At 48.4% G+C, this 20,019-nt stretch carries 16 protein-coding genes; 2 read left to right on the top strand and 14 right to left on the bottom strand.

Going from position 1 to position 20,019, the window contains the following annotated elements; all coding sequences use genetic code 11:
• Window positions 1–6 precede the first annotated feature (6 nt).
• The 5 genes from ACJJI1_RS16225 to ACJJI1_RS16205 form a co-directional block, all read right to left on the bottom strand.
• Window positions 7–558, bottom strand: coding sequence for a GmrSD restriction endonuclease domain-containing protein (locus ACJJI1_RS16225; RefSeq protein ID WP_444894306.1), 552 nt, complete (start codon window positions 556–558; stop codon window positions 7–9).
• Between the two features lie 239 nt (window positions 559–797).
• The gene (locus ACJJI1_RS16220; RefSeq protein WP_444894307.1) at window positions 798–2,999 is read right to left on the bottom strand and encodes a hypothetical protein; all 2,202 of its coding nucleotides are present in this window, start codon (window positions 2,997–2,999) and stop codon (window positions 798–800) included.
• A gap of 296 nt (window positions 3,000–3,295) precedes the next feature.
• Complete coding sequence (locus ACJJI1_RS16215; protein WP_444896725.1) at window positions 3,296–6,403, bottom strand: efflux RND transporter permease subunit; 3,108 nt, start codon at window positions 6,401–6,403, stop codon at window positions 3,296–3,298.
• Between the two features lie 43 nt (window positions 6,404–6,446).
• Complete coding sequence (locus ACJJI1_RS16210) at window positions 6,447–7,511, bottom strand: efflux RND transporter periplasmic adaptor subunit (protein WP_444896724.1); 1,065 nt, start codon at window positions 7,509–7,511, stop codon at window positions 6,447–6,449.
• 38 nt (window positions 7,512–7,549) lie between these two features.
• Window positions 7,550–8,077, bottom strand: coding sequence for a TetR/AcrR family transcriptional regulator (locus ACJJI1_RS16205; protein ID WP_444896723.1), 528 nt, complete (start codon window positions 8,075–8,077; stop codon window positions 7,550–7,552).
• A 152-nt stretch (window positions 8,078–8,229) separates the two neighbouring features.
• Between ACJJI1_RS16205 and ACJJI1_RS16200 the strand changes: the two genes are divergently transcribed.
• Window positions 8,230–8,619, top strand: a complete 390-nt coding sequence (locus ACJJI1_RS16200) for a YchJ family protein (RefSeq protein ID WP_282933410.1) — start codon at window positions 8,230–8,232, stop codon at window positions 8,617–8,619.
• A gap of 21 nt (window positions 8,620–8,640) precedes the next feature.
• Here the strand turns inward: ACJJI1_RS16200 and ACJJI1_RS16195 are convergent, their stop codons facing one another.
• The gene (locus ACJJI1_RS16195; RefSeq protein ID WP_413665191.1) at window positions 8,641–8,829 is read right to left on the bottom strand and encodes a hypothetical protein; all 189 of its coding nucleotides are present in this window, start codon (window positions 8,827–8,829) and stop codon (window positions 8,641–8,643) included.
• Between the two features lie 79 nt (window positions 8,830–8,908).
• Entirely contained in the window at window positions 8,909–10,117 is a 1,209-nt protein-coding gene (locus tag ACJJI1_RS16190; protein WP_444957284.1) for an RtcB family protein, read from the bottom strand.
• 429 nt (window positions 10,118–10,546) lie between these two features.
• Here ACJJI1_RS16190 and ACJJI1_RS16185 point away from each other — a divergent pair, with 429 nt between their 5' ends.
• Window positions 10,547–11,278, top strand: coding sequence for a pseudouridine synthase (locus ACJJI1_RS16185; RefSeq protein WP_444957283.1), 732 nt, complete (start codon window positions 10,547–10,549; stop codon window positions 11,276–11,278).
• A gap of 38 nt (window positions 11,279–11,316) precedes the next feature.
• Here the strand turns inward: ACJJI1_RS16185 and ACJJI1_RS16180 are convergent, their stop codons facing one another.
• From ACJJI1_RS16180 to ACJJI1_RS16150, 7 genes are all read right to left on the bottom strand, one after another.
• Window positions 11,317–12,210 carry a polysaccharide lyase gene (locus ACJJI1_RS16180; RefSeq protein ID WP_444957282.1) on the bottom strand — a complete coding sequence of 298 codons (894 nt, stop codon included), beginning with the start codon at window positions 12,208–12,210 and terminating at the stop codon, window positions 11,317–11,319.
• A 660-nt stretch (window positions 12,211–12,870) separates the two neighbouring features.
• Complete coding sequence (locus ACJJI1_RS16175; protein WP_444957281.1) at window positions 12,871–14,133, bottom strand: patatin-like phospholipase family protein; 1,263 nt, start codon at window positions 14,131–14,133, stop codon at window positions 12,871–12,873.
• Between the two features lie 159 nt (window positions 14,134–14,292).
• Window positions 14,293–15,306, bottom strand: coding sequence for a YhdH/YhfP family quinone oxidoreductase (locus tag ACJJI1_RS16170; RefSeq protein ID WP_444957280.1), 1,014 nt, complete (start codon window positions 15,304–15,306; stop codon window positions 14,293–14,295).
• A 40-nt stretch (window positions 15,307–15,346) separates the two neighbouring features.
• Window positions 15,347–16,492, bottom strand: coding sequence for a protease SohB (sohB, locus tag ACJJI1_RS16165; protein ID WP_444894316.1), 1,146 nt, complete (start codon window positions 16,490–16,492; stop codon window positions 15,347–15,349).
• Between the two features lie 48 nt (window positions 16,493–16,540).
• On the bottom strand, window positions 16,541–17,191 hold the full coding sequence (locus tag ACJJI1_RS16160) for a cation/multidrug efflux pump (protein WP_444957279.1): 651 nt from the start codon (window positions 17,189–17,191) through the stop codon (window positions 16,541–16,543).
• 45 nt (window positions 17,192–17,236) lie between these two features.
• On the bottom strand, window positions 17,237–18,049 hold the full coding sequence (gene nudC, locus ACJJI1_RS16155) for an NAD(+) diphosphatase (RefSeq protein WP_444957278.1): 813 nt from the start codon (window positions 18,047–18,049) through the stop codon (window positions 17,237–17,239).
• 14 nt (window positions 18,050–18,063) lie between these two features.
• Window positions 18,064–19,770: a FimL-related protein gene (locus ACJJI1_RS16150; RefSeq protein WP_413665183.1), complete on the bottom strand. Its 1,707-nt coding sequence runs from the start codon at window positions 19,768–19,770 to the stop codon at window positions 18,064–18,066.
• Window positions 19,771–20,019: the final 249 nt, after the last annotated feature.

The raw sequence follows: 20,019 nt of genomic DNA, 5'->3' as shown, positions 1-20,019 counted from the left end.
TTGTCCTCAGCCATCCGCCATTAGCGATTGATATTTGCGGCGCTCGCCCGCACTCAGCTGAAGATCATACTTATCTACGATTGCCATAAACCGCTTGAGGTAAACTTGCTTGACTGGTCCATAGGGCGGCATCCACTTGTCCGGCCCTTTGTGGCCTTTACTTTGGTTACGACCGTCATCAACCAGCCATAAATTCTCGATGTCCTCAGCAAACCGCTGCTTTCGCTTGCGCGTCCAATCGGCTCCCCCGTGATCGTGCGCCCACTTTAGCGGCACAATATGTTCTACATCAAGATCTGAGGCTTTTACAAAGAAGCCGCCTGTGTAGGGATCCAGCCACAAACCGGTGTCTACTTTGCAGTGATTGGAGCGGGTATAGGTTACCGGGGATAGTGAATAGCGAATTAACAACTCATGGCGGGTATCCTGACAATCCCGATCGGAATCAGACCACTTGGGCAGCCACTCCGCCCGATCATAGGACGCTGCAAAAGCGGAAAAACTGAAGGAGAAAACTACAGCAATGGAAAAAAGCTTAGAAACTGACCGAACGCTCATACATCAACTACCAATCAAACCAGAGCGCTAGGTTACAAGAAAGTGTGTACCAATTGTATGCGGCGGTTCAAATCAATAAGAAATGGTTCAAACGTTATACAAAACACCCCAAATGAAAAAATAGGGCTATAGCAAGAGTAATCAAGAGCAGGATATTTCGATCAATTTTTTTACACCTAATAAAAATGCCCTGCCTGATTAACGCTTGACAGGGCATAATTTATCAATGATAGATTTTGCTACTTGTCCAGCCCTACCGCTTGAGGGATATAGATTGCGTGCAACTGTCCTCCGGCCATCATTTCCTGAATCAATTGTGTAGAGGGACCATTTTTTTGGTCACGCACATTAAAGGAATTCAGGTAACTATCCACTCGACCTTCAAAATCATAGTGAAACTGGGTTGAACTCAAGAACCAACCATCACCCAGAATATCGCCCACATAAATAACCCCGGATGCTTCAGCATCGGTAGAGAGCGCAGCCTCTATCCCGGTATCATCCAGCCCACTGCGAACCTTGGAAGATTGTGAGTAGTATTGACGGTAGGGCTTACTCTCCACATGCTCTTCCAGCAGTGCTTGGTATTCCTCATCGGTAGGCTCAGCTTCCAATTCTCCACTTGCCAGCTGTTTCTCGATCTTCAGATCGAGCTCGTCTTCACTATCGCCAATAATTTCCGGGTTAAATTCGGCAACACGAATCATCTCTCCGGTTTCAGGGTCGAGAACGTAGATTGGTGAGTAATAATTAGATTTATCAAATTGCAACACCAGGCGAGTCTTATTATCGACACCAGCAACCGCTGCCATATTGTCGAAATTCTCATAGTTGTCAGTTATATCGCCATCGGATTTGCTACTCACTACTCTCTTGATGATTCCACCATCTGTTGGATTGGTGATATCCGCAAACTCAAGCTGGTATACACCGTACTTGGCTCCAAAATAAAAGCTATTGGGATCCAATGGGTCCCAATCACCATCTTCCGGAGAACGCCACTGGGAGACCTCCATTCCAGTGGTATGAATACGGAAGGCCTCCTGGCTCATATCGCGAATATCTTCTGGCTTCCCATCTCCGTCGGTATCCTGGCTGGAGAGTTGTACCAACTCAAACATCAATTCGTTATCGTCGAACAGCGCTCGATTGTTACTATCACTAAAATCAACCATCGGCGCGCCATCGCTATCCAGAACCCGAACCGCATACAGCTCACCATTGGTCAAGCCAGCCTTATCAACTTCACTGCCTTCATTGGTTTTTTCACCAACATAGACTGTGAGAAAACCTCCATTGCGATAAGCATCATCTTCATCACCCCGAGGCCGTTCATCATCGACAGACAGCAGTATGGTTTTATCCTGTGCTTTATAGTTGGGTACGATATTCTCAAAGCGAGATTTACCGAGTAGTGGCAATTCATAAGCATCACCAGCATTGTCTCCGGTTGTCAAAACAGCGATACCGCGACCGATATAAATTTCCGATTTGTCGTACTCGTAGACAGACTCGATCTCACTCTTGGCTTTCGCCTCACCACTGATGCTACCAAAAGCATCAAATCGAAGGCCTTCATAACCACGCTTCTCAACCAAACCATCGTAATAAGTTTTGAGGCTCTCGCCACCGTCACTCTCTTCGCCGGTCAAGAACATCCGCACCTGGGTACCTTTGCCGCTTTCCGCATTATAGAAAGCAGTTTCAGCTGGCAGAGTTGCGGAGCAGAAACGTTCGAATGCTCCCGTATTCACAAGGTCCCCATCCGCATCAAAATAGGGTTTCATTTGTGTTACGTAGGTATATCCTGGAGATTCAGCAACCTCACCATCCGTGTCATACAGGGTACGCCGCCAGGCATAAACACCTTTAATCAGATCCTCACCACCCTCAATTTCCCCGGTGGTTTTATTGATTACCCACTTTGAAATGAAGGTGCCTGTCGATCGGAGACTGCGATTTGAGTTCTCCAGCACCACCCCATCACCGCCAACAAAGTTGTAGTGTTCCTGATTCATAAACAGGGTAAATGTACCGTCGTCATTATCCAGATACCCCAAACCATCGGGTTCTCCAGACAAGACATAAAGGCCATCCGTATCCGCAGCATCGAGACTTGGGTGTTCCTCGAATATAGGAAGCATATCCTGTTGGGGAACGTTTTCACTGGAGTAATCGGTGGGGAGATAACCATTGCTGAGCAGATTAATTACCTTGACGTTTTCAGCCGTGGCGACAACATGTGGTACCTGTATTGTTGAAGGACCAATATGCGCAGCAGCCTCAGAACCAGCAACTGATTCAAATAGACTGACTTCCTCTGGCACTTCCGGATCTGGAGTTACCACTACCGGATCATCATTATCGTCACTACAACCAGCCAAAATTGCCGGCATAGCGATAGCTAACGCTGCTCTTTTGAAAAATTTATGATTTTTCATTGCCACTCCAATGCGTTGTTTCCCCACCCGAAGGCAGTTCCAGTTATAAAGGCGGCATAGAGTAGTTGTGCTAAATGACAGACTTAATAAGGTTTGATTACAGGCGAAGAATAATTTAGTTCAATAAATTTAATTTTCTGCACAAAGCTCTTCATATATTTCAATGAAAATCTCCCTCTCAGAAAACAACCTGGCAATTAATGGATAAAAAACGAAGACAAAAAAAATCCCGTACCAAGTGAATAGTAACTTGGCACGGGACTCTTAAATCAGCCCCCAATTAGGGCAAGCATGTTTTAAACGGATACAGGTTCGCTAATAGCCGCCTCTTTGCGCTTCTCTTTGGTTTCAGTTTCCCCGCCGATTACTTCGTTGGGTCTCACTTTGTGGAATACCGCGTAGAACACAGGGATTGCAATCAGTGTCAACACCGTAGCAAATCCAAGCCCACCCATAATTGTCACCGCCATATCCGCAAAGAAAGCGTCGAACAGTAGCGGGGACATTCCTAAAATAGTAGTGACAGCGGCAAGGAATACCGGACGCAAACGGCTAACGCTGGCCCGCTGGATAGCTGTCAATCTCGGTAGGCCCGCATGAGTCTGAACCTCAATCTCATCCACCAAAACCACGGCATTTTTAATCAACATACCAGACAAGCTGAGAACACCGAGAAGAGACATAAATCCAAATGGTAATCCCGTCGCCAACAACCCGACAACAACACCGACGAGACACATAGGAACAACCAGCCAGATAATCACTGGCTCCCGAACAGTACCGAACAGCAATATCGACACCAAGATCATAATCAAGAAGCCCAAAGGTAAACCTTTACCTAACGACTTCTGCGCATCGGTAGAACTCTCGTACTCACCACCGAATTCAACCTTGAAGCCTGGTGGCAACTTCATCTCTTCAACCCAGGGACGTATGCGACCAAAGGCTGCCATTGCCGTAACACCTTCAGGCGCATCCGCACTGATGGTAATAGTCGGCACCCTGTTGCGTCTTTGGATCAATCCTTCATCAGCGGTTAACTCGAAATCAGTAATCAACTGTCCTGCCGGAATATATCCCTGCTCATTAGGGCTCCACACCAAGCGGTCTTCCAGTGAACCCACCTGATTGCGATCTCCCTCTGGCATACGGGCAACAATAGGGATAATACGGTCACCGCTTTCAAAGTCGCCAACGGTGTAACCCGCAGTGGCAAACTGAATCATACGGCTGACATCAGCATTGGTAACCCCGGCAACTCGCGCTCGCTCATCATCCAGATGTGCGTGCAGAGTAGGCTCTCTGCTGCGCCAGTTGTGACGAATATCTTCCAGTCCTTTTTCACGGAACTGCTGTTCTACACTGACCGCCAAGGTACGCAGTGTCTGGTAATCCGGACCTGAAATACGCACTTCAACATCCGATCCGCCACCGGGACCAAACACCAGGCGCTTGAAAGTAATCAATGCCTCCGGCTGCGCTACACGCAACTTCGCCTTGGCACTCTCAATCAACTGGGGGATTTGCTCCCGGTTTTCAGTGCGGACAATCAACTGGCCATAAGACGCATTGGGTGGCTCGGGAGCATAGGTCAGCATAAAGCGATCAGCCCCGCGACCAGCTACCGCCGTTACGGAGACAACTTCATCCTGCTCCTGGAAGAATGCAGTCGCTTCCTGAAGCGCCTTGTCTGTACGGTTAATATCACTGCCCTGAGGCATGAAGTAGTTAACATAAAACAGAGGAGCATTTGAATTGGGGAAGAACCCCTGCTTCACAAACCCGAAAGCAAAGTAGCTGGCCAGGGTCACCACAATAAGTACTGCAATGGTCAGGCCCCTGCGCTTCAACGCTCCTGATAAAGCACCGGAATACATGTTGTAGAAGCGGCCATCGTACGGATCATCCGAGTCGGCTTGCTTACCCGGCTTAAACAGGTGATAGCCCAAGTAAGGGGTAATAGTAATTGCCAGTATCCAGCTGAGTAGCAGGGAGATACCAATTACCGCAAACAGGGAGAAAAGGAATTCACCAGTAGCATCATCGGACAGACCGATACCGGAGAACGCCATAATACCGATAATGGTCGCACCCAGCAGTGGCCAGAAAGTCTGGCGGACTACGCGCCTGGCAGCACTCTTAGGCTCTTCTTTTCTCTGAACCCCCATCAGCATCCCTTCTGCAACCACAATGGCATTATCAACCAACATACCCATGGCGATAATCAGGGCACCGAGAGAGATCCGCTGCAAATTCAAGCCAAACAGGTTCATGATTAACACGGTGCCCAAAACGGTCAAACCGAGGACAGTGCCAACCACAACACCGGATCGCCAGCCCATAAATACACAAAGTACTAGAGTAACGATCACGACAGAGGAAACCAGGTTAAAGAGGAAACCGTCAACACTCTCCTCTACTACCTGGTGCTGTTCGTAAATAGGATGGATTTCTACACCCAGGGGTAATGCCTGTTTAATCTGCTCCAGCCTGGCCTCTACCGCCTTGCCAACGTTCACGATATTGGTATTTTCCGCACCGGCCACACCCAGCAGAATGGCCTGCTTACCATCAAATCGGGCAATAAAGCTTGGGCTCTCATCGTAACCGAGAGAAATATCGGCGATATCACGGACGGCCAGCATCGCGGTAGAACCGGGCACGCCGACGAGAATATTACGAATGGATTCCAGGTCACTCGCAGGATTATCAACCAGTATACGGGTACGTAAATCCTGACCTCCAATCTCGCCGACTTTCTGGGTCGAACTTTCAGATTGCAGTACCTGCGCTAAGTCATCCAGGGAAAAACCAAACTGGGCCAGACGGGATTCATCAATATCCAGGTAAGCCACTTCGTCGATAATGCCTGAGCGGGAAACCTTGGCAACTCCCTCAACTCCCAGTAACTCCCGGCGAATCGCTTTGGTAATTTCACGCATTTCAGTCAGCGAAAACCCTTCTCCGGTAATCGCATAATAAATACCGTAAACCTCACCAAAGTCATCATTCACAATGGAGGGTAAAGCACCGCTGGGCAGGTCACTTTGAGCATCATTAACCTTGCGCCGCAATTCATCCCAAACCTGGGCAAGTTCCTGCGAGGCATACTGATCTTTGATTTCCACCCGAATTTCAGACATTCCCGGACTTGAGGTGGAAGAGACCTTGTCCAGCTGCCCCATTTGTTGGATGGCCACCTCAAGCTTTTCGGTGACCTCCTCTTCTACACGCTGGGCGCTGGCGCCTGGGTAGAAAGTGTAAACACGGGCTTCCTTGATCGTAAACGCAGGATCTTCGAGGCGACCAATATCTGAAAGCCCCCAAAGACCACCGATTAAGCAAATCAGCATCAACAGCCAGCTATAAACTGGCTTTTCTATAAATATGTCAGAAATCTTCACAACATTTTCCCTACTGTTAACAGGGCCAGAGCTAACACACTAATTAGTGCTGTGCGTAATTGCGTACTTTTGCACCGTCATAAAGGTGCTGGCCGCCGGTAGCAACCAGTTTCATAGCAGGGCTAATGCCATCTTTAATCTGAACCGACTCACCATCAGTACGCCCGAGGGTCACGGAAGCTTTGGAAACAGATTGGTCTGCATTAATTTGCCAAACATAGGGCTTACCTTCCGGGCCAGTCTGCACTGCTGAAAGGGGAACCCACAGATCACCACTCGCTTTATTCAACTTCACACTAACGCGAGCGGTCATGCCGGGAAGGATCTGTACATTTTCGGGGCGGGGCATTCCAAACTCGACAACGTAAGTCTGGGTAACGCTGTCTGCCTCAGCCTGGTGCTCACGGTAAGAAAGTGGGAACTCCTTGCCCGGCAAAAATTCAAATTCGGCGGTCATGGAGTTGACTTGCTCTTCATTAACCGTGGCCAACAGCTTTTCAGGCACGGAGATTTGAATTCGAACTTCAGAAATATTCTGCAAACGGACAATTGCCTGGCCGGCCTGGACGTTGGTGTAATTCTCTACCAGCTGGCGAGTTGCCAAAGCATCGAAAGGAACCCTTAGCTGTGTATAAGCCAGGTCCTGCTCAGCACGTTCCAGGGTCACTTTAGCTAAGTCAAAGTTACTTTTCGTTTCATCCAGCTGCTGCTGTGAAATAACTTTTGACCCTGCCAGAGAGCGCTGACGATTGAGGGTTTTTTCCAGCAACTCTACATTTAATCGGGCTTCTTTTACCCTGCGCAGGTAATCCCGCTGATCAAGCTCTGCTATCAGGGTTCCCTTTGGAATAATTTCACCTTCGCGAATTGTGAGCTTGTCCAGCTTCCCACCGACCTGGAAAGATAGATCGACACTCTGCACTGCCTTAACACGACCGGCAAACTGTCGATCTTTGACCTGGTTATTACTGGCAACGGTAGCTACTTTCACGGGCCAGACGTGCTCTGCCTGCGCCTGCTCCGTCTTCGATTCGGAGCATCCTGCCAGAACTGCAACTGCTGCGATCAAAACGGCCAATGAGAAACGCGATCTTGGCGATATATTCATATTCATCATCCACAAACTGTATTAACTGGGGCTGACCTTTAGTTCAGGTCGGCAGAGAGCGCCAGCAGACGTCCCTGTAAACGTTCAATAATCGGGTCTTCAGACTCAACCACACCGAGTACGCGACCCAGGAACATGCCCTGGGCCGCCAGGATTAGCAGTTCCGCCATTTCCGGGTCACGATACGCATCGCATATATCGCGACGCTGCTGATCCTCTTTGTCTTTTACCGGCCCCAGCAACATGGGGTCTTCGGCCACGGCGGCGATCAGTGAGCGAGGCAGCCCCTTGTCGTCCTCCATCAATTCAAAAATGCTCTTCAAGCGCGACACCAACAAGCTGTCCCCGGAGGACACAAAAGTGGCAACACTGTCATCTTCACGAGCTATTGCCGCCTCCAGCATCGCCTTCAGGAGTGACTGCTTAGTTCGAAAATGATGAATCAAACCGCCCTTGCTGAGCCCGCACTGTGCAGCCACCGCATCCAGGGTCAACTTGCGCGCCCCGCGATCCCGGACTACTTCTTCTGCTGCTCGGACAATGGCAGCTTTGTCGACTCTCGACACATGACCTCCTGGGCATCACCAATCAAAACCAACCGGTTGGTCGGTATCTTAGCGGCAACATTTCAAAGGTCAAGCTATGCTACGCTCCCTCACCAGAAAACATGGTTAAAAAGTGTTACGAGAGCGTTAAGTTCACGCTGGAGAGATGATTTATGACGGATCGGTACTGCCCCTGTGGATCGGGCAAGCCCCTTGATACCTGCTGCGGACTCTATTTGTCGGGAAAGGCTTACCCCAATAATGCAGAAGCGGTTATGCGCAGTCGCTATACGGCCTTTGCAACCGGAAATTTTCGGTACCTGAAAAAAACCTGGCATCCCGACACCTGCCCAGAACTGCAAGCTGAGGATATTGAAACCCAATGGACACAATTGGAAGTTATTAAGAGCAAGGCGGGACTAAAAAAGTCGATTGTAGAATTTAAGGCTTGGTATACAGAAAATGACCAAGAACACCTGATTCACGAAATTTCACTATTTAAGTTATTTAAGAAGCGCTGGGTATATTTGGAAGCTCTACCCAACTGGCCTGATGGGAAATAGGCTAGCAGAGAACACGGCTAACTAAAGAGGCGATATCAACGAAAAAATAGCAGCAAAAGCCTGGGGGCGGGAGTCGCACTCCCGCACCTCTTTACGAAGCTTCTGCTTGCTAGCGAAACGACCCGAAGATTTTGCCTTTACGTGGGCACCGCCCTTTCTCATTAGCGGATTACGCGCAACGTAACTACGAATTTTTTCTTTCTTTTTCATAAAACTTCACCTTTTACTTTTAGTAGATCCACTCTTCCAAATATCTTCTCACTCAAAACTTGTATTGATACCTCCTTATTTACCCCTTGATACAAATTACCTGGCGTAGCGTGTGCACCACTTCCACGAGATCGGACTGGTTCTCCATCACCTGGTCAATATCCTTATAAGCAGCAGGAATCTCATCCAGAACGTCCTTATCTTTACGGCATTGCACACCTTGGGTCTGATCTTCCAAGTCCTTTCTGGTAAAACGCTGGCGAGCTGCTGTACGACTCATTTTTCGACCAGCTCCGTGGGCACAGGAACAAAAAGATTCCTTATTGCCAAGCCCACGCACGATAAATGACTTAGCCCCCATAGAGCCGGGAATAATTCCCAGTTGATCTCTCTGAGCACTAATAGCCCCTTTGCGAGTCACGAATACATCTCTATCAAAATGGCGCTCGCGAACAACATAATTATGGTGGCAGTTAATTGCCTCTGTGGTCAAAGTAAACTTTGCTAAGCTGACCTTCAGACATCCAAGCACAAGCTTCATCATTTCCTGCCTATTCCAGCGAGCATATTCCTGCGCCCAATTAACCGCTTCAATATAATCGTCAAAATTCTGGCAGCCTTCTGAGAAATAGGCCAGATCCTTATCAGGAAGATTGTGCAAATGCCCAGCCATATCCCGACGGGCCAGCTGGATAAAATGCTGACCAATAGCATTGCCAATCCCTCGACTCCCTGAATGCAACATCACCCAGACAGCACCACTCTCATCAATACAAATTTCGATAAAGTGATTGCCACCCCCCAATGTACCCATTTGGGTCACCCAGGTTTTTTGTGGCTGATGCAGCTTCTTCAGCAGCCCTGGATGCTTTGAAAACAATCTATCCACACCGGGAGCTAAAAGTTTGCAGGCAGATTCCCTGGCGCTGATCAGTTTATGTCGCCCCTGACCAACCGGCACTTTCACCTCAATGGCGTCCCGCAGTGCTTTCAGATTGTCTGGCAGCTGATGGGCTTGTAGCGAAGTTCGCACCGCATTCATTCCACAACCAATATCCACCCCAACGGCAGCAGGAATTATCGCACTTACCGTTGGGATCACCGATCCTACCGTTGCCCCCTTTCCCAAATGCACATCCGGCATAGCAGCAACATGGGAGTGCACAATAGGAAGCTGGGCAATATTCTTTAACTGTTGCATTGCCTGGGGCTCAATATCATCGGTATAGATTTTTACCGGTACCGTGCCAGGCGCTGCATTTCGATTTAACACTGTTTTTACAGGCATATTTTATCCCTGGATTAATCCACTTAACTGAAACGGCAATCCAAGCTAAAACAAAAAAGCCCCGGCATTTGCCAGGGCTTTTGGAAGGTCTGGCTTGGAAAGCAATATCACTTTCCAAGCTCAAGCGCGTGAAAAGCGATTAAACAAATAAACTCTTGATATCTACATTTCGCATTTCACGGCTCCTTAGTGGTGCGATCCACTTCAAAAATACTGCCAATTAGAATGCTAACCTTGAAACTAGATCAGCAATGGAATTTAGGTGCAGTTTATTCTCATTTGGAACCATGTCAAGCCTGTTTTTTGCCTATCGATAAAAATTCTACCCTGAATTCACTAACCAACTTTTACTTTTCAACATAGCTTGAGGGCTCGCTATGCCATAAAATCGTGTTACCGAAATTACAGTCCAGCCGCCACACCCCCAAAATGACCACTCAAGAACCTACCATTCTCTTTGAAGACGACTACTTACTTGCCGCTTATAAACCAGAGGGGTGGCTTGTTCACAGATCAGAAATAGACCGCCATGAAAAGCGTGTACTTTTGCAATATTTGAGGGACCTATGTGGTAGCTTTCTTTATCCAGTACATCGACTGGATAAGCCTACCTCCGGTGTTATTATTTTTGCGAAAAGCAGCGAGATTGCTGCGCAGGTACAGCAACAGCTGGAAAGTGATTTATCATCAAAAAAATATATTGCTGTATGTAGAGGGTATAGCCCGGAAGAAGGTGTCATTGACTATGCCCTCCCCCCCGTTGCCGACTTCAAACACCAGAGGAAACGACCAAAAACGGATCTGCCGCGTCAGCAGGCTGTTACACTGCACCGACGCTTGGAGACTATTGAGTTACCTTATGAGGTTGACCGCTACCCAACCAGCCGGTATTCCCTAATAGAAATCCAATTGAAAACAGGGCGGCGCCATCAAATAAGAAGGCATTTCAAGCATATCCATCACCCTCTAATTGGCTGCCCGAAATATGGAAAGTCAACCCATAATCGTTTCTTTGCCAACAGACTCGAGTGCTCTCGACTGCTTTTGCATGCATCTGAACTCAAGCTTGAACATCCGATGAGCGGTTCTCAGCTGAAAATACAATGCGAAATACAGGGAAGTTTCTTGCAATTAATTCAGCGATTTAAATGGAAACTTTAATTTATAAAGCCTCCAAGTTACTCAGAAACCCTCAAGCCTTACATAGTGCATGGGGCGACCTGCCCAGGATAGGAGCACAATGGCGCTGAATTAATAATTTCCGATGTACAGCAGGCTGAGCTTCCGCCATTTAATTGGCCGCACCCAGGGCCGCCACAGGCCCCACACGAGCTGGAACAGCAAGCTCCTGACCCATTGTATATTCCAGCTTTCTCATTTTCGCATACAGCCCCCTTAAGACCATATATCTTTCTCCCTTGCTTCACTGAAATATTGTCAAAGTAGGCATAGACTTTTTTGGAGGGTGACCACAAAGCTGAACTACCGCCATGAAAAGTACTGAACTGAAATTTATCAATAGCTACCCTATCACTACCAGTCAGCCGTAACCCTTGTTCCTCTATAATTTTTTTGCCATTTATAAATAGCTCGATATATCCGTCAGCATTATTTGCACTGCTATTTAATTGCACAAACAACTCAATCCGATACCAAGTATCCCGCTCAAATCTAAAGCTGTCATTCCCTTGATACCCATCTCCACACCGAGCGACTCTATCCTGATGATAGGTATAGAGCCCGACCCTACCCTCCGCACCAAACTTAACCCGCACACTCCAACTCTTCGGATCGATAGGTACGCATCCTGAAGCCTGCCCCCCACCAGCAAGGCCGTGTAGCTTACCGCCCTTAACAAATTCGAAGTTCCGATGAAACTTCACATCGTAAGCGAGAGTTGCCGATGAAACAGATTTGGCTAATTGGGTTGATGTACTAATTCTCTCAGAACCCTTTTCATAAGGAATATACTGAGCTTCCAGAGCATACCCATCACCGGGCATTGGAATTAAATTTAAATGCTGATCATCAAACGTAGCCAGTGGTTGTAAATCAAAAGTTCTTCGCAACAAGGTAATATCGGTATATTTCATATAGGGAATCCCAACCCGATATCTACCAGAATTTGAAATTGCACTGAATCTGCCTTGATTTGATGAAAACCCGTATACATAGACCTTCTTTCTTACAAACTTTTTCATTTCCTCATAATTCAAATAAAACTTGAATCCATGGGGAACGCCCTGGGTATCACATATATTGGCAATTCCCTTTGACGACTTCTGATCAGCTCTGGAAACTTTTAATGGAAACCCGCTTCTACTGTCTCCACCTAGATAAAGACCAACAGAAACTGACTTGAATACTCCTTTCTGACACGCCCACCCAAAAACAACCAAGCCTCCCCCCAAATATTCAACCCGATCAACCCTACCGATCATCTGGGCGAAATCCTGATTACCTGTACTAAATGAAAAAAGAGTCACGAGTAAAAACACAGAAAACATCTTGAATAATACCCGACAGCATTGACATCACTATTAAATATAGAAGCTACTTGTCCGGATGAGTGAGGGCGCACATAGCCCGAGAAAATCATAAGAGAGCGCGAAAATAAATGCGAAAGGCTTCCTCCGCCTTGGCGGAATAATAATGGATTCAAGGGCGTTTAACGCCCTTTAGAAACTTGAAGAAAAAATATTCACTGAGATGAAAGGCGCTAGTCACGCCAATAAGGGGAGTAGAAACTAAAGTTAGTGTTCAGAATTACCGTGAGAAGCCTCTTCTTGAGATTTACTGCGAATCCCAAAGAGCCCCTTGCGCTCAGTTATACCTTCTGGCTCCGGCTGCAGAAAACTGCGCAATTTATCTTTTTCCCACATAGCATCCTGATAGCCGAGATCGATAAGTTCCTCGATATATGGCCTTTCAAATAATAGATAACTGGCTGCAGAAACACCGCCACCGGGATTGGTCGCACCCGTTGAGCGGAACAACCAGCGTAGCGCCGAGGGAAGGTGACCAAGTTTCCTTCCGCTAAGACGCCCTAAACTCTGCGAGGGCTCAATAACAACCGACTCTACCGAACGCAATAATTTCAAATCCGTATGATCTGTTGGATCCACATAGTCAAGTAACATATTTACTCGATCCAGATGCTCCAAGTCTGCCTCCAAGCTATCGATAAATGCGGCATTGAATAACTGAGCAGCTATTTGCGCCATCGAAGGGGACTCCATCTGCGCAGGACTGTTGCGACTCCCCCAATGGGCTGGAGAACGGTTGTCCGACACACCCACCACAAATACACGCTTGGCACCGAGATGCAGTGCCGGACTAATCGGGGCCATCAGACGAATGGCACCATCGCAAAAATAAACTCCATCCAATTTGACCGCCGGGAAAATGGCAGGAATTGCTGCTGACGCCAATAGGTGGTCCGAGGTTAATTGAGTGGGCACTCCAAAGCGACGAAACCGCTGCCATCCTTTAACATTCTCCGCTCCCTGAAAAAAGCTGACGGACTGCCCTTCACTATAAGAAAGCGCATTAACACTTGTGGCATGCAAATGCCCAGCCGAAATATTTTTTTGAATATTGTCAAAGTTTATCTCGCGCTCAACCAAACTACGTAGCGGACTGTTATCCAGGAGTGCCAAAGGTTTTTGTCTACCCACACCTTGGTTCAAGAGCGAACGACTGATGGAAAACAGGTTCCCAAGTAAACTACGCCAACTGGTGCGATAAACCTGCTCAACACTAAGCTGCAACCAAACTGAGCACATTCTGTCGACAGCTTCTTTAAAGGTGCCTGTATGAGAGGCGAGAAGCATCGCGTTCATAGCTCCTGCAGAGGTGCCGCAGATTATCTGAAAGGGCCGAGGATTATCTTCTGGAACCAGTTCCGCAAGCGCCCTTAAAACGCCCGCTTGATAGGCAGCACGCGCACCTCCCCCAGAGAGAACCAGAGCGTTACGCTGGCCAGGTTTGTTACTTTCACTGTTACTTGTCGACAAAGTTTTCTTCCAATACAACAAGCCCGCAAACAACAGAGTCCGCTTAAAGGCTATTGAGAAAAAAGCCCATATGCAACTCAGATTCAGAGTTGTCGGGGATATTTGGTAAGATAAATAGAATCTTTTAAGTGTACTTATTATTCTAAATCGATAGATCTATTAGAGAGCCATATCTACAACGTAACGACCTATTCCATGCCCTCTATTTAAGCGCGCAAGAAACTCTGGAGCCTGATCAAGGCTAATATTCTCCGCAATACTGTCGAGCTTATCGCCGATATACCACTCACTGGCCAACCGCTTCCATACTTCTGCCTTCTTTTCTATTGGCAAAACAGCGCTATCCACACCCAACAAACTAATACCGCGCAAGATAAATGGAAATACATTGGCGTGAAATTGAGCACCTGAAGCCATACCACAAGCAGCCACTCCGCCGCCGTAGCGCAGGGATTTAATGACATTAAAAAGCGTTTCCCCGCCCACAGTATCGACAGCCCAGGCCCACAATGGCTTGGCCATCGCTTTATTGGCAAAAGGGGCCAGTGTATCCCGGTCGAGAACCTTCCATGCGCCCAATCTCGCCAAATAATCAGCAGACTCCAACTTTCCCGTCACTGCTGCGACACGAAAGCCTAGCTTCGCCAGCAAGGCGACGGCAACAGAGCCGACGCCCCCGGTTGAACCTGTTACCAGAATCTCTCCATCCTCAGGAGATGCGCCGGACTCCAGGAGCTTTTCAACACAAAGCGCGGCGGTAAAACCCGCCGTACCCAGTGCCATAGACTCCCAAGCTGTCAGGCCCTCGGGGATTGGCAAGGCCCATTGCGGAGGAACGGCAATACGCTCTGCAAGTCCACCAGAAGTATTCATGCCCAAATCGTAGCCATTGACCAATAATTCGGCACCCGGTTGAAACGTTTTGCTCCGATCGAACAGCACTTTGCCCACCGCATCAATACCCGGGGTATGGGGGTAGGTATTAGTAATCCCACGATTGCCAAACGCAGATAAAGAATCTTTGAAATTCAAGGATGAATAACTTACGGCCAACAGTAAGGGGTTATCAGGAAGCTCAGAAAGTTGACGCTCAACAACAGACTGGTCAAACTTTCCCGAAGCTACTTCGGCAACCTGAATTGCCCGAAATTTTTCATCCCTATCTATTTCCATGGGGTATATCCCGCAACACTATCAACCTGTAACGTTACAACTATTGAGCCTGATGACGCAGAGCTGCCAGCCGTGAAAAGAGACGAGTGACCGCCGATTCCACACCTGCTTCTGCCGCCAGCCCTATTTTCTTAGCTATATTTTTCCGTTCTTTGAATTCCACCTGATATAAGTCGCAGTCCTTAGCACAGCTGGTCAAGTATTCATCTGATGTTTTCAGCTCATCGACCAGTCCCAAGGATAGGGCTTTTTGCCCGAACCAAACCTCGCCCGTGGCAACTTTGTCGACGTCGAGTTTTTGACGGTACTCCCCGACAAAGTGCTGAAACAGAATATGGATCTCATCTAAATCCTCTTGGAACTTCTGTTTACCTTCCTCAGTATTTTCACCAAACATGGTTACAGTGCGCTTGTACTGGCCCGCAGTAAACAGTTCGTAATCGATATCATTGCGCTTCAGCAGGCGGTTAAAATTCGGCATCTGAGCTAAAACACCAATAGAGCCCAACATCGCAAAGGGTGCTGCCAGGATGCGATCTGCAACACAGGCCATCATGTAGCCCCCGCTGGCAGCCACTTTATCGACAGCAATAGTCAAATGGATACCTGCACTACGAATCCTGGTTAACTGGCTGGCGGCTAAGCCATAGTTCGCCACCATGCCCCCAGGGCTTTCAAGACAAAGGAGAACTTCATCTCCGGGCTCTGCCACTTGAAGAATGGCCGTCACCTCTTCACGCAAATGGGAAAGCGCACTCGCTTTGATATCCCCATTAAATTGCATAACAAAGACACGCTTGCGCTCGGAGACCAACTCCCCTTTTATACTCTTGGACTCATGCTCCCCTTCCTCTTTAGCAACGTCAGAAGAAGTAGCAGCACTTTTTTCAGGCTGCTTTTTGCTCTCAGCTTTATGTTTTTTAGCCAGGGCTTTTTCCTGAGTCTTCTTTTCTTTCGCCATTTGCTTTTTACGACGGGCGAATTCGTGCTTATCCATCACAGCTTCAAGCAGTGTTTCTTTAAACTGCTCATAGCGATCATTCAAATGTGTAACTGTGATATGCCCCTGAACACGCTCTTTCAGCTGCTCTCGATTTGCAAAAATAAAACCTATCAACACCATTAAGGCCACGACAACCGTAACAATTTTGGCTAGAAAAAGGCCGTATTCAATTAAAAATTCCACTTAGACTCCATTTTCCGTCTTAACTAATTTTTATTTAGCTTCAGTATTTTACTGCCAACCTTCCAGGGCGGAAGTTGCTCGCTGATTAAGGGGGCGAGCCAACAAACCGCTGTGGCTAATACGCACCTCGTAAACCGCACCGTCCTCCATAGGTAGAAATGTGGCACTGCCATATACCGCATCAACAAAGGGCAACTTGCGATCAACACCGCGTACAAACCGCCAAACATCCACGCCATAGTTCGCCCCCTCTATTTCGTGGACAGAACGCTCGCGAGCTCGCTCATCCTGTAGCGTGAGATAGCGACCACTCAACCTGTCCAGACGATAAGCGGGCTTAATTCCCCAGCGGGCTAATGGACCCTGCCACTTGAGCATTCGGGCATCCAACTGCCACTGATCCCCAAGCAATTCAAACTTTTGCGCTATACCATCCGCATCAGAAAACTTGACTTCAAATTGCTGCTCGGCAATTTTTCGAAACGAAACAATGCCAACACTGTGCTCTTCAGCCAGGTTTCTATAGCTGTAAACATCTGCAGCAATCAGAACAATCCAAAGGGCAGTTGCAAAAAGAAAAAGACCGGCGGAACCACGTATAAACCCCAGGAACCAATTTCCTGATAGCAGGACTCGCGCCCCCCAAAACACAAACAACAACGCCAGGATGGCAATAATAAAGGTAATCGCTATATACATTATGATTTCTACTCCCTGATACTGCGCAACATCTTTAAACCAACCTTACGGGCGGTTCTTCGCAGCAGCCTCGACAAAAGTGTGGATCAAGCGGCCGGACAGGGTCTGTATGGGCGGTATAGCTGGCAATGAACTGTAGTGGAACCAGTTTGCCTCTTCTATCTCATTGGGGTCCAAGCACAATCCCCCACCTTGCCACTCCGCCAAATACCCGATCATCAACTGCCCGGGAAAAGGCCAGGATTGGCTCCCCACATACTCCAGGGCACCCACTTTGAGCCCCACTTCCTCATAGACTTCACGCACCAGCGCTTGCTCTGCACTCTCACCGGGCTCTATAAACCCAGCGAGGGCCGTATAAGTTGCATTTCGACGCGAGGCATGACGAGCTAAGAGACACTCATCTCCCCGTGTAACAAGCATAATTACACAGGGGGAGATTCTGGGGTAGACAGTAAGATCACAAGCCGGGCAGGTGCGAGCGCGATCATTAGAGTGATAGATGGTGGGAGTGCCACAACGACCGCAAAATCGATGTTGGCTATCCCAATGGGAAATCTGTAGCGCCCGCCCAGCCAATGCAAACATCGGCTCCTCAACCAAAGTCAGCAGGCTGCGCAGGTTTCGCCATTCATAGCCGGCAATTTCAACCTGGCGAGACAAAACGTGGACACCACACGCCCGCCCACTTAGCTCTCCCAAATAGTGGCTGGATTGAACAGCCTCCGCTACCAATACTTGGGCGTCGTGGAGGAAAAAATCTCCTCGGCAGAGAATCAGCCCATCAGCAATCAGGATATGCTGGGAAAATTCCGGGACTGCCCACACATTACCTGCTGGGACAAACTTATCTACCAAGGAGACCTCCTTAATTATGCGGCCTCAACGGGATAACCCAGAGCAGTCAAGCTTTCGATAGCGAGACTGAGGGATTGAATATCTGCTTGCCTGTGCAGCTTTACCTCTCCCAGATAGTACTCAAGGCTGATAATCGCATCGGCAAAAATATGCAAAGATTGCTCTACTTCAGGACCGGCATCATGGCGGTCGATAACAGTCTCAACAAAGTTCAACAAACCTTCGACTACGGCCGCTGCTCTACTTAAGTTGAGAACGATCAAGCCTCCGCGCACTGAGTTCAAAGTAGTAGAAACATTGCGAATATGGCCATGATCAAAGTCGGACTCTGCATAGGCCGCCAGCGCTCTCTTAATCAACGCCAAACCGGCTTCAGCCTCTTTAAGTACAGCCACTTCCGCTTCTGCCAACTGGCTGTGCTCAAAGGCAATATCCGCATGACCGTATTCATCCAGATCAATAGAAGTGCTCTGCTTGAGAGCCCTTACCGTGCTATCGACCATCAACACCTGGCCTGTCAGTTTCTGCAGTGCGCTGTCCGCTATGGAGCCGCCCGCGCCAGAGGCACTCTGGTATTCCGCAACCGCGCTGCGCAAACTCTCTCCAACCCGCTTAAAATTGAGCATCTGCAAGGTACCGGCCACTCTCTGTAGAGAAGAAGCGAGGCCATCTTCTGCATCCAAGGTAGTAGTACCAATTAACTCAGCGTCATCCAACATTCGGCGCACACCGGACAACTCTTCCTCTAAGGCGTTAGCAACTGCGGTAATTGCCGTGGCGCCAGGGCCCCCAAGGGTGGCTCGCTCCCGCTCTAATTCCTCTTCACTGTAATCAAGAGCCTCTGCGGAGAAGGCTTCCAGCAACTTGCCACCAAAGCCCTCGGGCTTGGAAAGAGTCAGCCAATAGAGGCACTCTTTCAGCAAAATCGGTGGCGCAGGCTGATCTAAAGCTGTATCACACTCTTTTTGTAATGCTCGCAGCCAGCGATCAAACATACTGAAAACCATCACTCGGGATCGGCTGATGCGCATTTCCTGGGAGGCCATGCCTGCAAGTGCCGCTCCTGCTACCACCCATAAACGCCCGTTTGGGCGCCCCATGGTGATGCTTGCGATTCTCTCAAGGGCGCGAGACATCATCGTGTACGCTGGGCCCCGAGGTTTACCTCGCAACAGAGCCAACAAACCAACCTGGTACATATGGCGGAATCGGCGAACAAAACTATTCAAGTCTTCCGACATTACCGCAGAAGCCCCGGCACCAGGCACAGCCCCCTCCAAATTACAACGGAAAAAATGACTTTCCGGCACAGGGGGCTGAGACCGGGCCGCACGCAAATTATTGATATAGGGAATCAGCAATTCTGGACGGGCAATGGCACGACTTTGGACAAAATCCAAGTAGCGTCCCATTACGTAAAAACCTGTACCCAGCGCTTCCATCAATTCTTCTGAGGCGCTCTGTCTCTCCTCCAACACCTCTGTAAGCGCTTTGATTTTCTCTTGGGCGAGGAGCTCAGCTGCCTGGAGCTGCACCATCTGCAATACTCCACTGACCTGCCTGAGTGCAGCCAAACTCTGTTCGAGAGCCTGCTTTTGGGAAGTATCCGCGGCAAATTTATCCAAGTGTGAGGCGGCATTATCGATGGTAGCTACCAGCTCATCCTTCACTACATTGACAGAAGTGATATTGATCTTGCGCAATTCAGTCTTTGGCTGCACCGCTGCATTCTTCCTATAATCGAACAAAAAACAACCAGATCCGGATGATTCTGGCCTCATTAAGGGCAATTTACCCCAATAAATAAAAGAGTCCACCTTTCGCCAAACAATTTCCACCGAATAATCGACAAATAACCTAGCGGCGGGGCTGAAGCCCCTAAATTACTTGAATTTTCCAGAAAACCCAGTAGCGTTTGCTACTTTCAAGTTTAAAGCTGTACGTTTTTTTGTGTTAAAGAACAAAAACCA

This window comes from Microbulbifer maximicatervae (SeqCode) (assembly GCF_052467065.1).
Note: the sequence above shows the minus strand (reverse complement) of the source record. Positions and strands in the feature narration are given on the sequence as shown.

Coding starts and splice junctions, on each gene's coding strand:
- ACJJI1_RS16225 (WP_444894306.1), bottom strand. CDS start 558: ATGAGCGTTCGGTCAGTTTCTAAGCTTTTTTCCATTGCTGTAGTTTTC.
- ACJJI1_RS16220 (WP_444894307.1), bottom strand. CDS start 2,999: ATGAAAAATCATAAATTTTTCAAAAGAGCAGCGTTAGCTATCGCTATG.
- ACJJI1_RS16210 (WP_444896724.1), bottom strand. CDS start 7,511: ATGAATATATCGCCAAGATCGCGTTTCTCATTGGCCGTTTTGATCGCA.
- ACJJI1_RS16200 (WP_282933410.1), top strand. CDS start 8,230: ATGACGGATCGGTACTGCCCCTGTGGATCGGGCAAGCCCCTTGATACC.
- ACJJI1_RS16195 (WP_413665191.1), bottom strand. CDS start 8,829: ATGAAAAAGAAAGAAAAAATTCGTAGTTACGTTGCGCGTAATCCGCTA.
- ACJJI1_RS16190 (WP_444957284.1), bottom strand. CDS start 10,117: ATGCCTGTAAAAACAGTGTTAAATCGAAATGCAGCGCCTGGCACGGTA.
- ACJJI1_RS16185 (WP_444957283.1), top strand. CDS start 10,547: ATGACCACTCAAGAACCTACCATTCTCTTTGAAGACGACTACTTACTT.
- ACJJI1_RS16180 (WP_444957282.1), bottom strand. CDS start 12,210: ATGAAATATACCGATATTACCTTGTTGCGAAGAACTTTTGATTTACAA.
- ACJJI1_RS16170 (WP_444957280.1), bottom strand. CDS start 15,306: ATGGAAATAGATAGGGATGAAAAATTTCGGGCAATTCAGGTTGCCGAA.
- ACJJI1_RS16160 (WP_444957279.1), bottom strand. CDS start 17,191: ATGTATATAGCGATTACCTTTATTATTGCCATCCTGGCGTTGTTGTTT.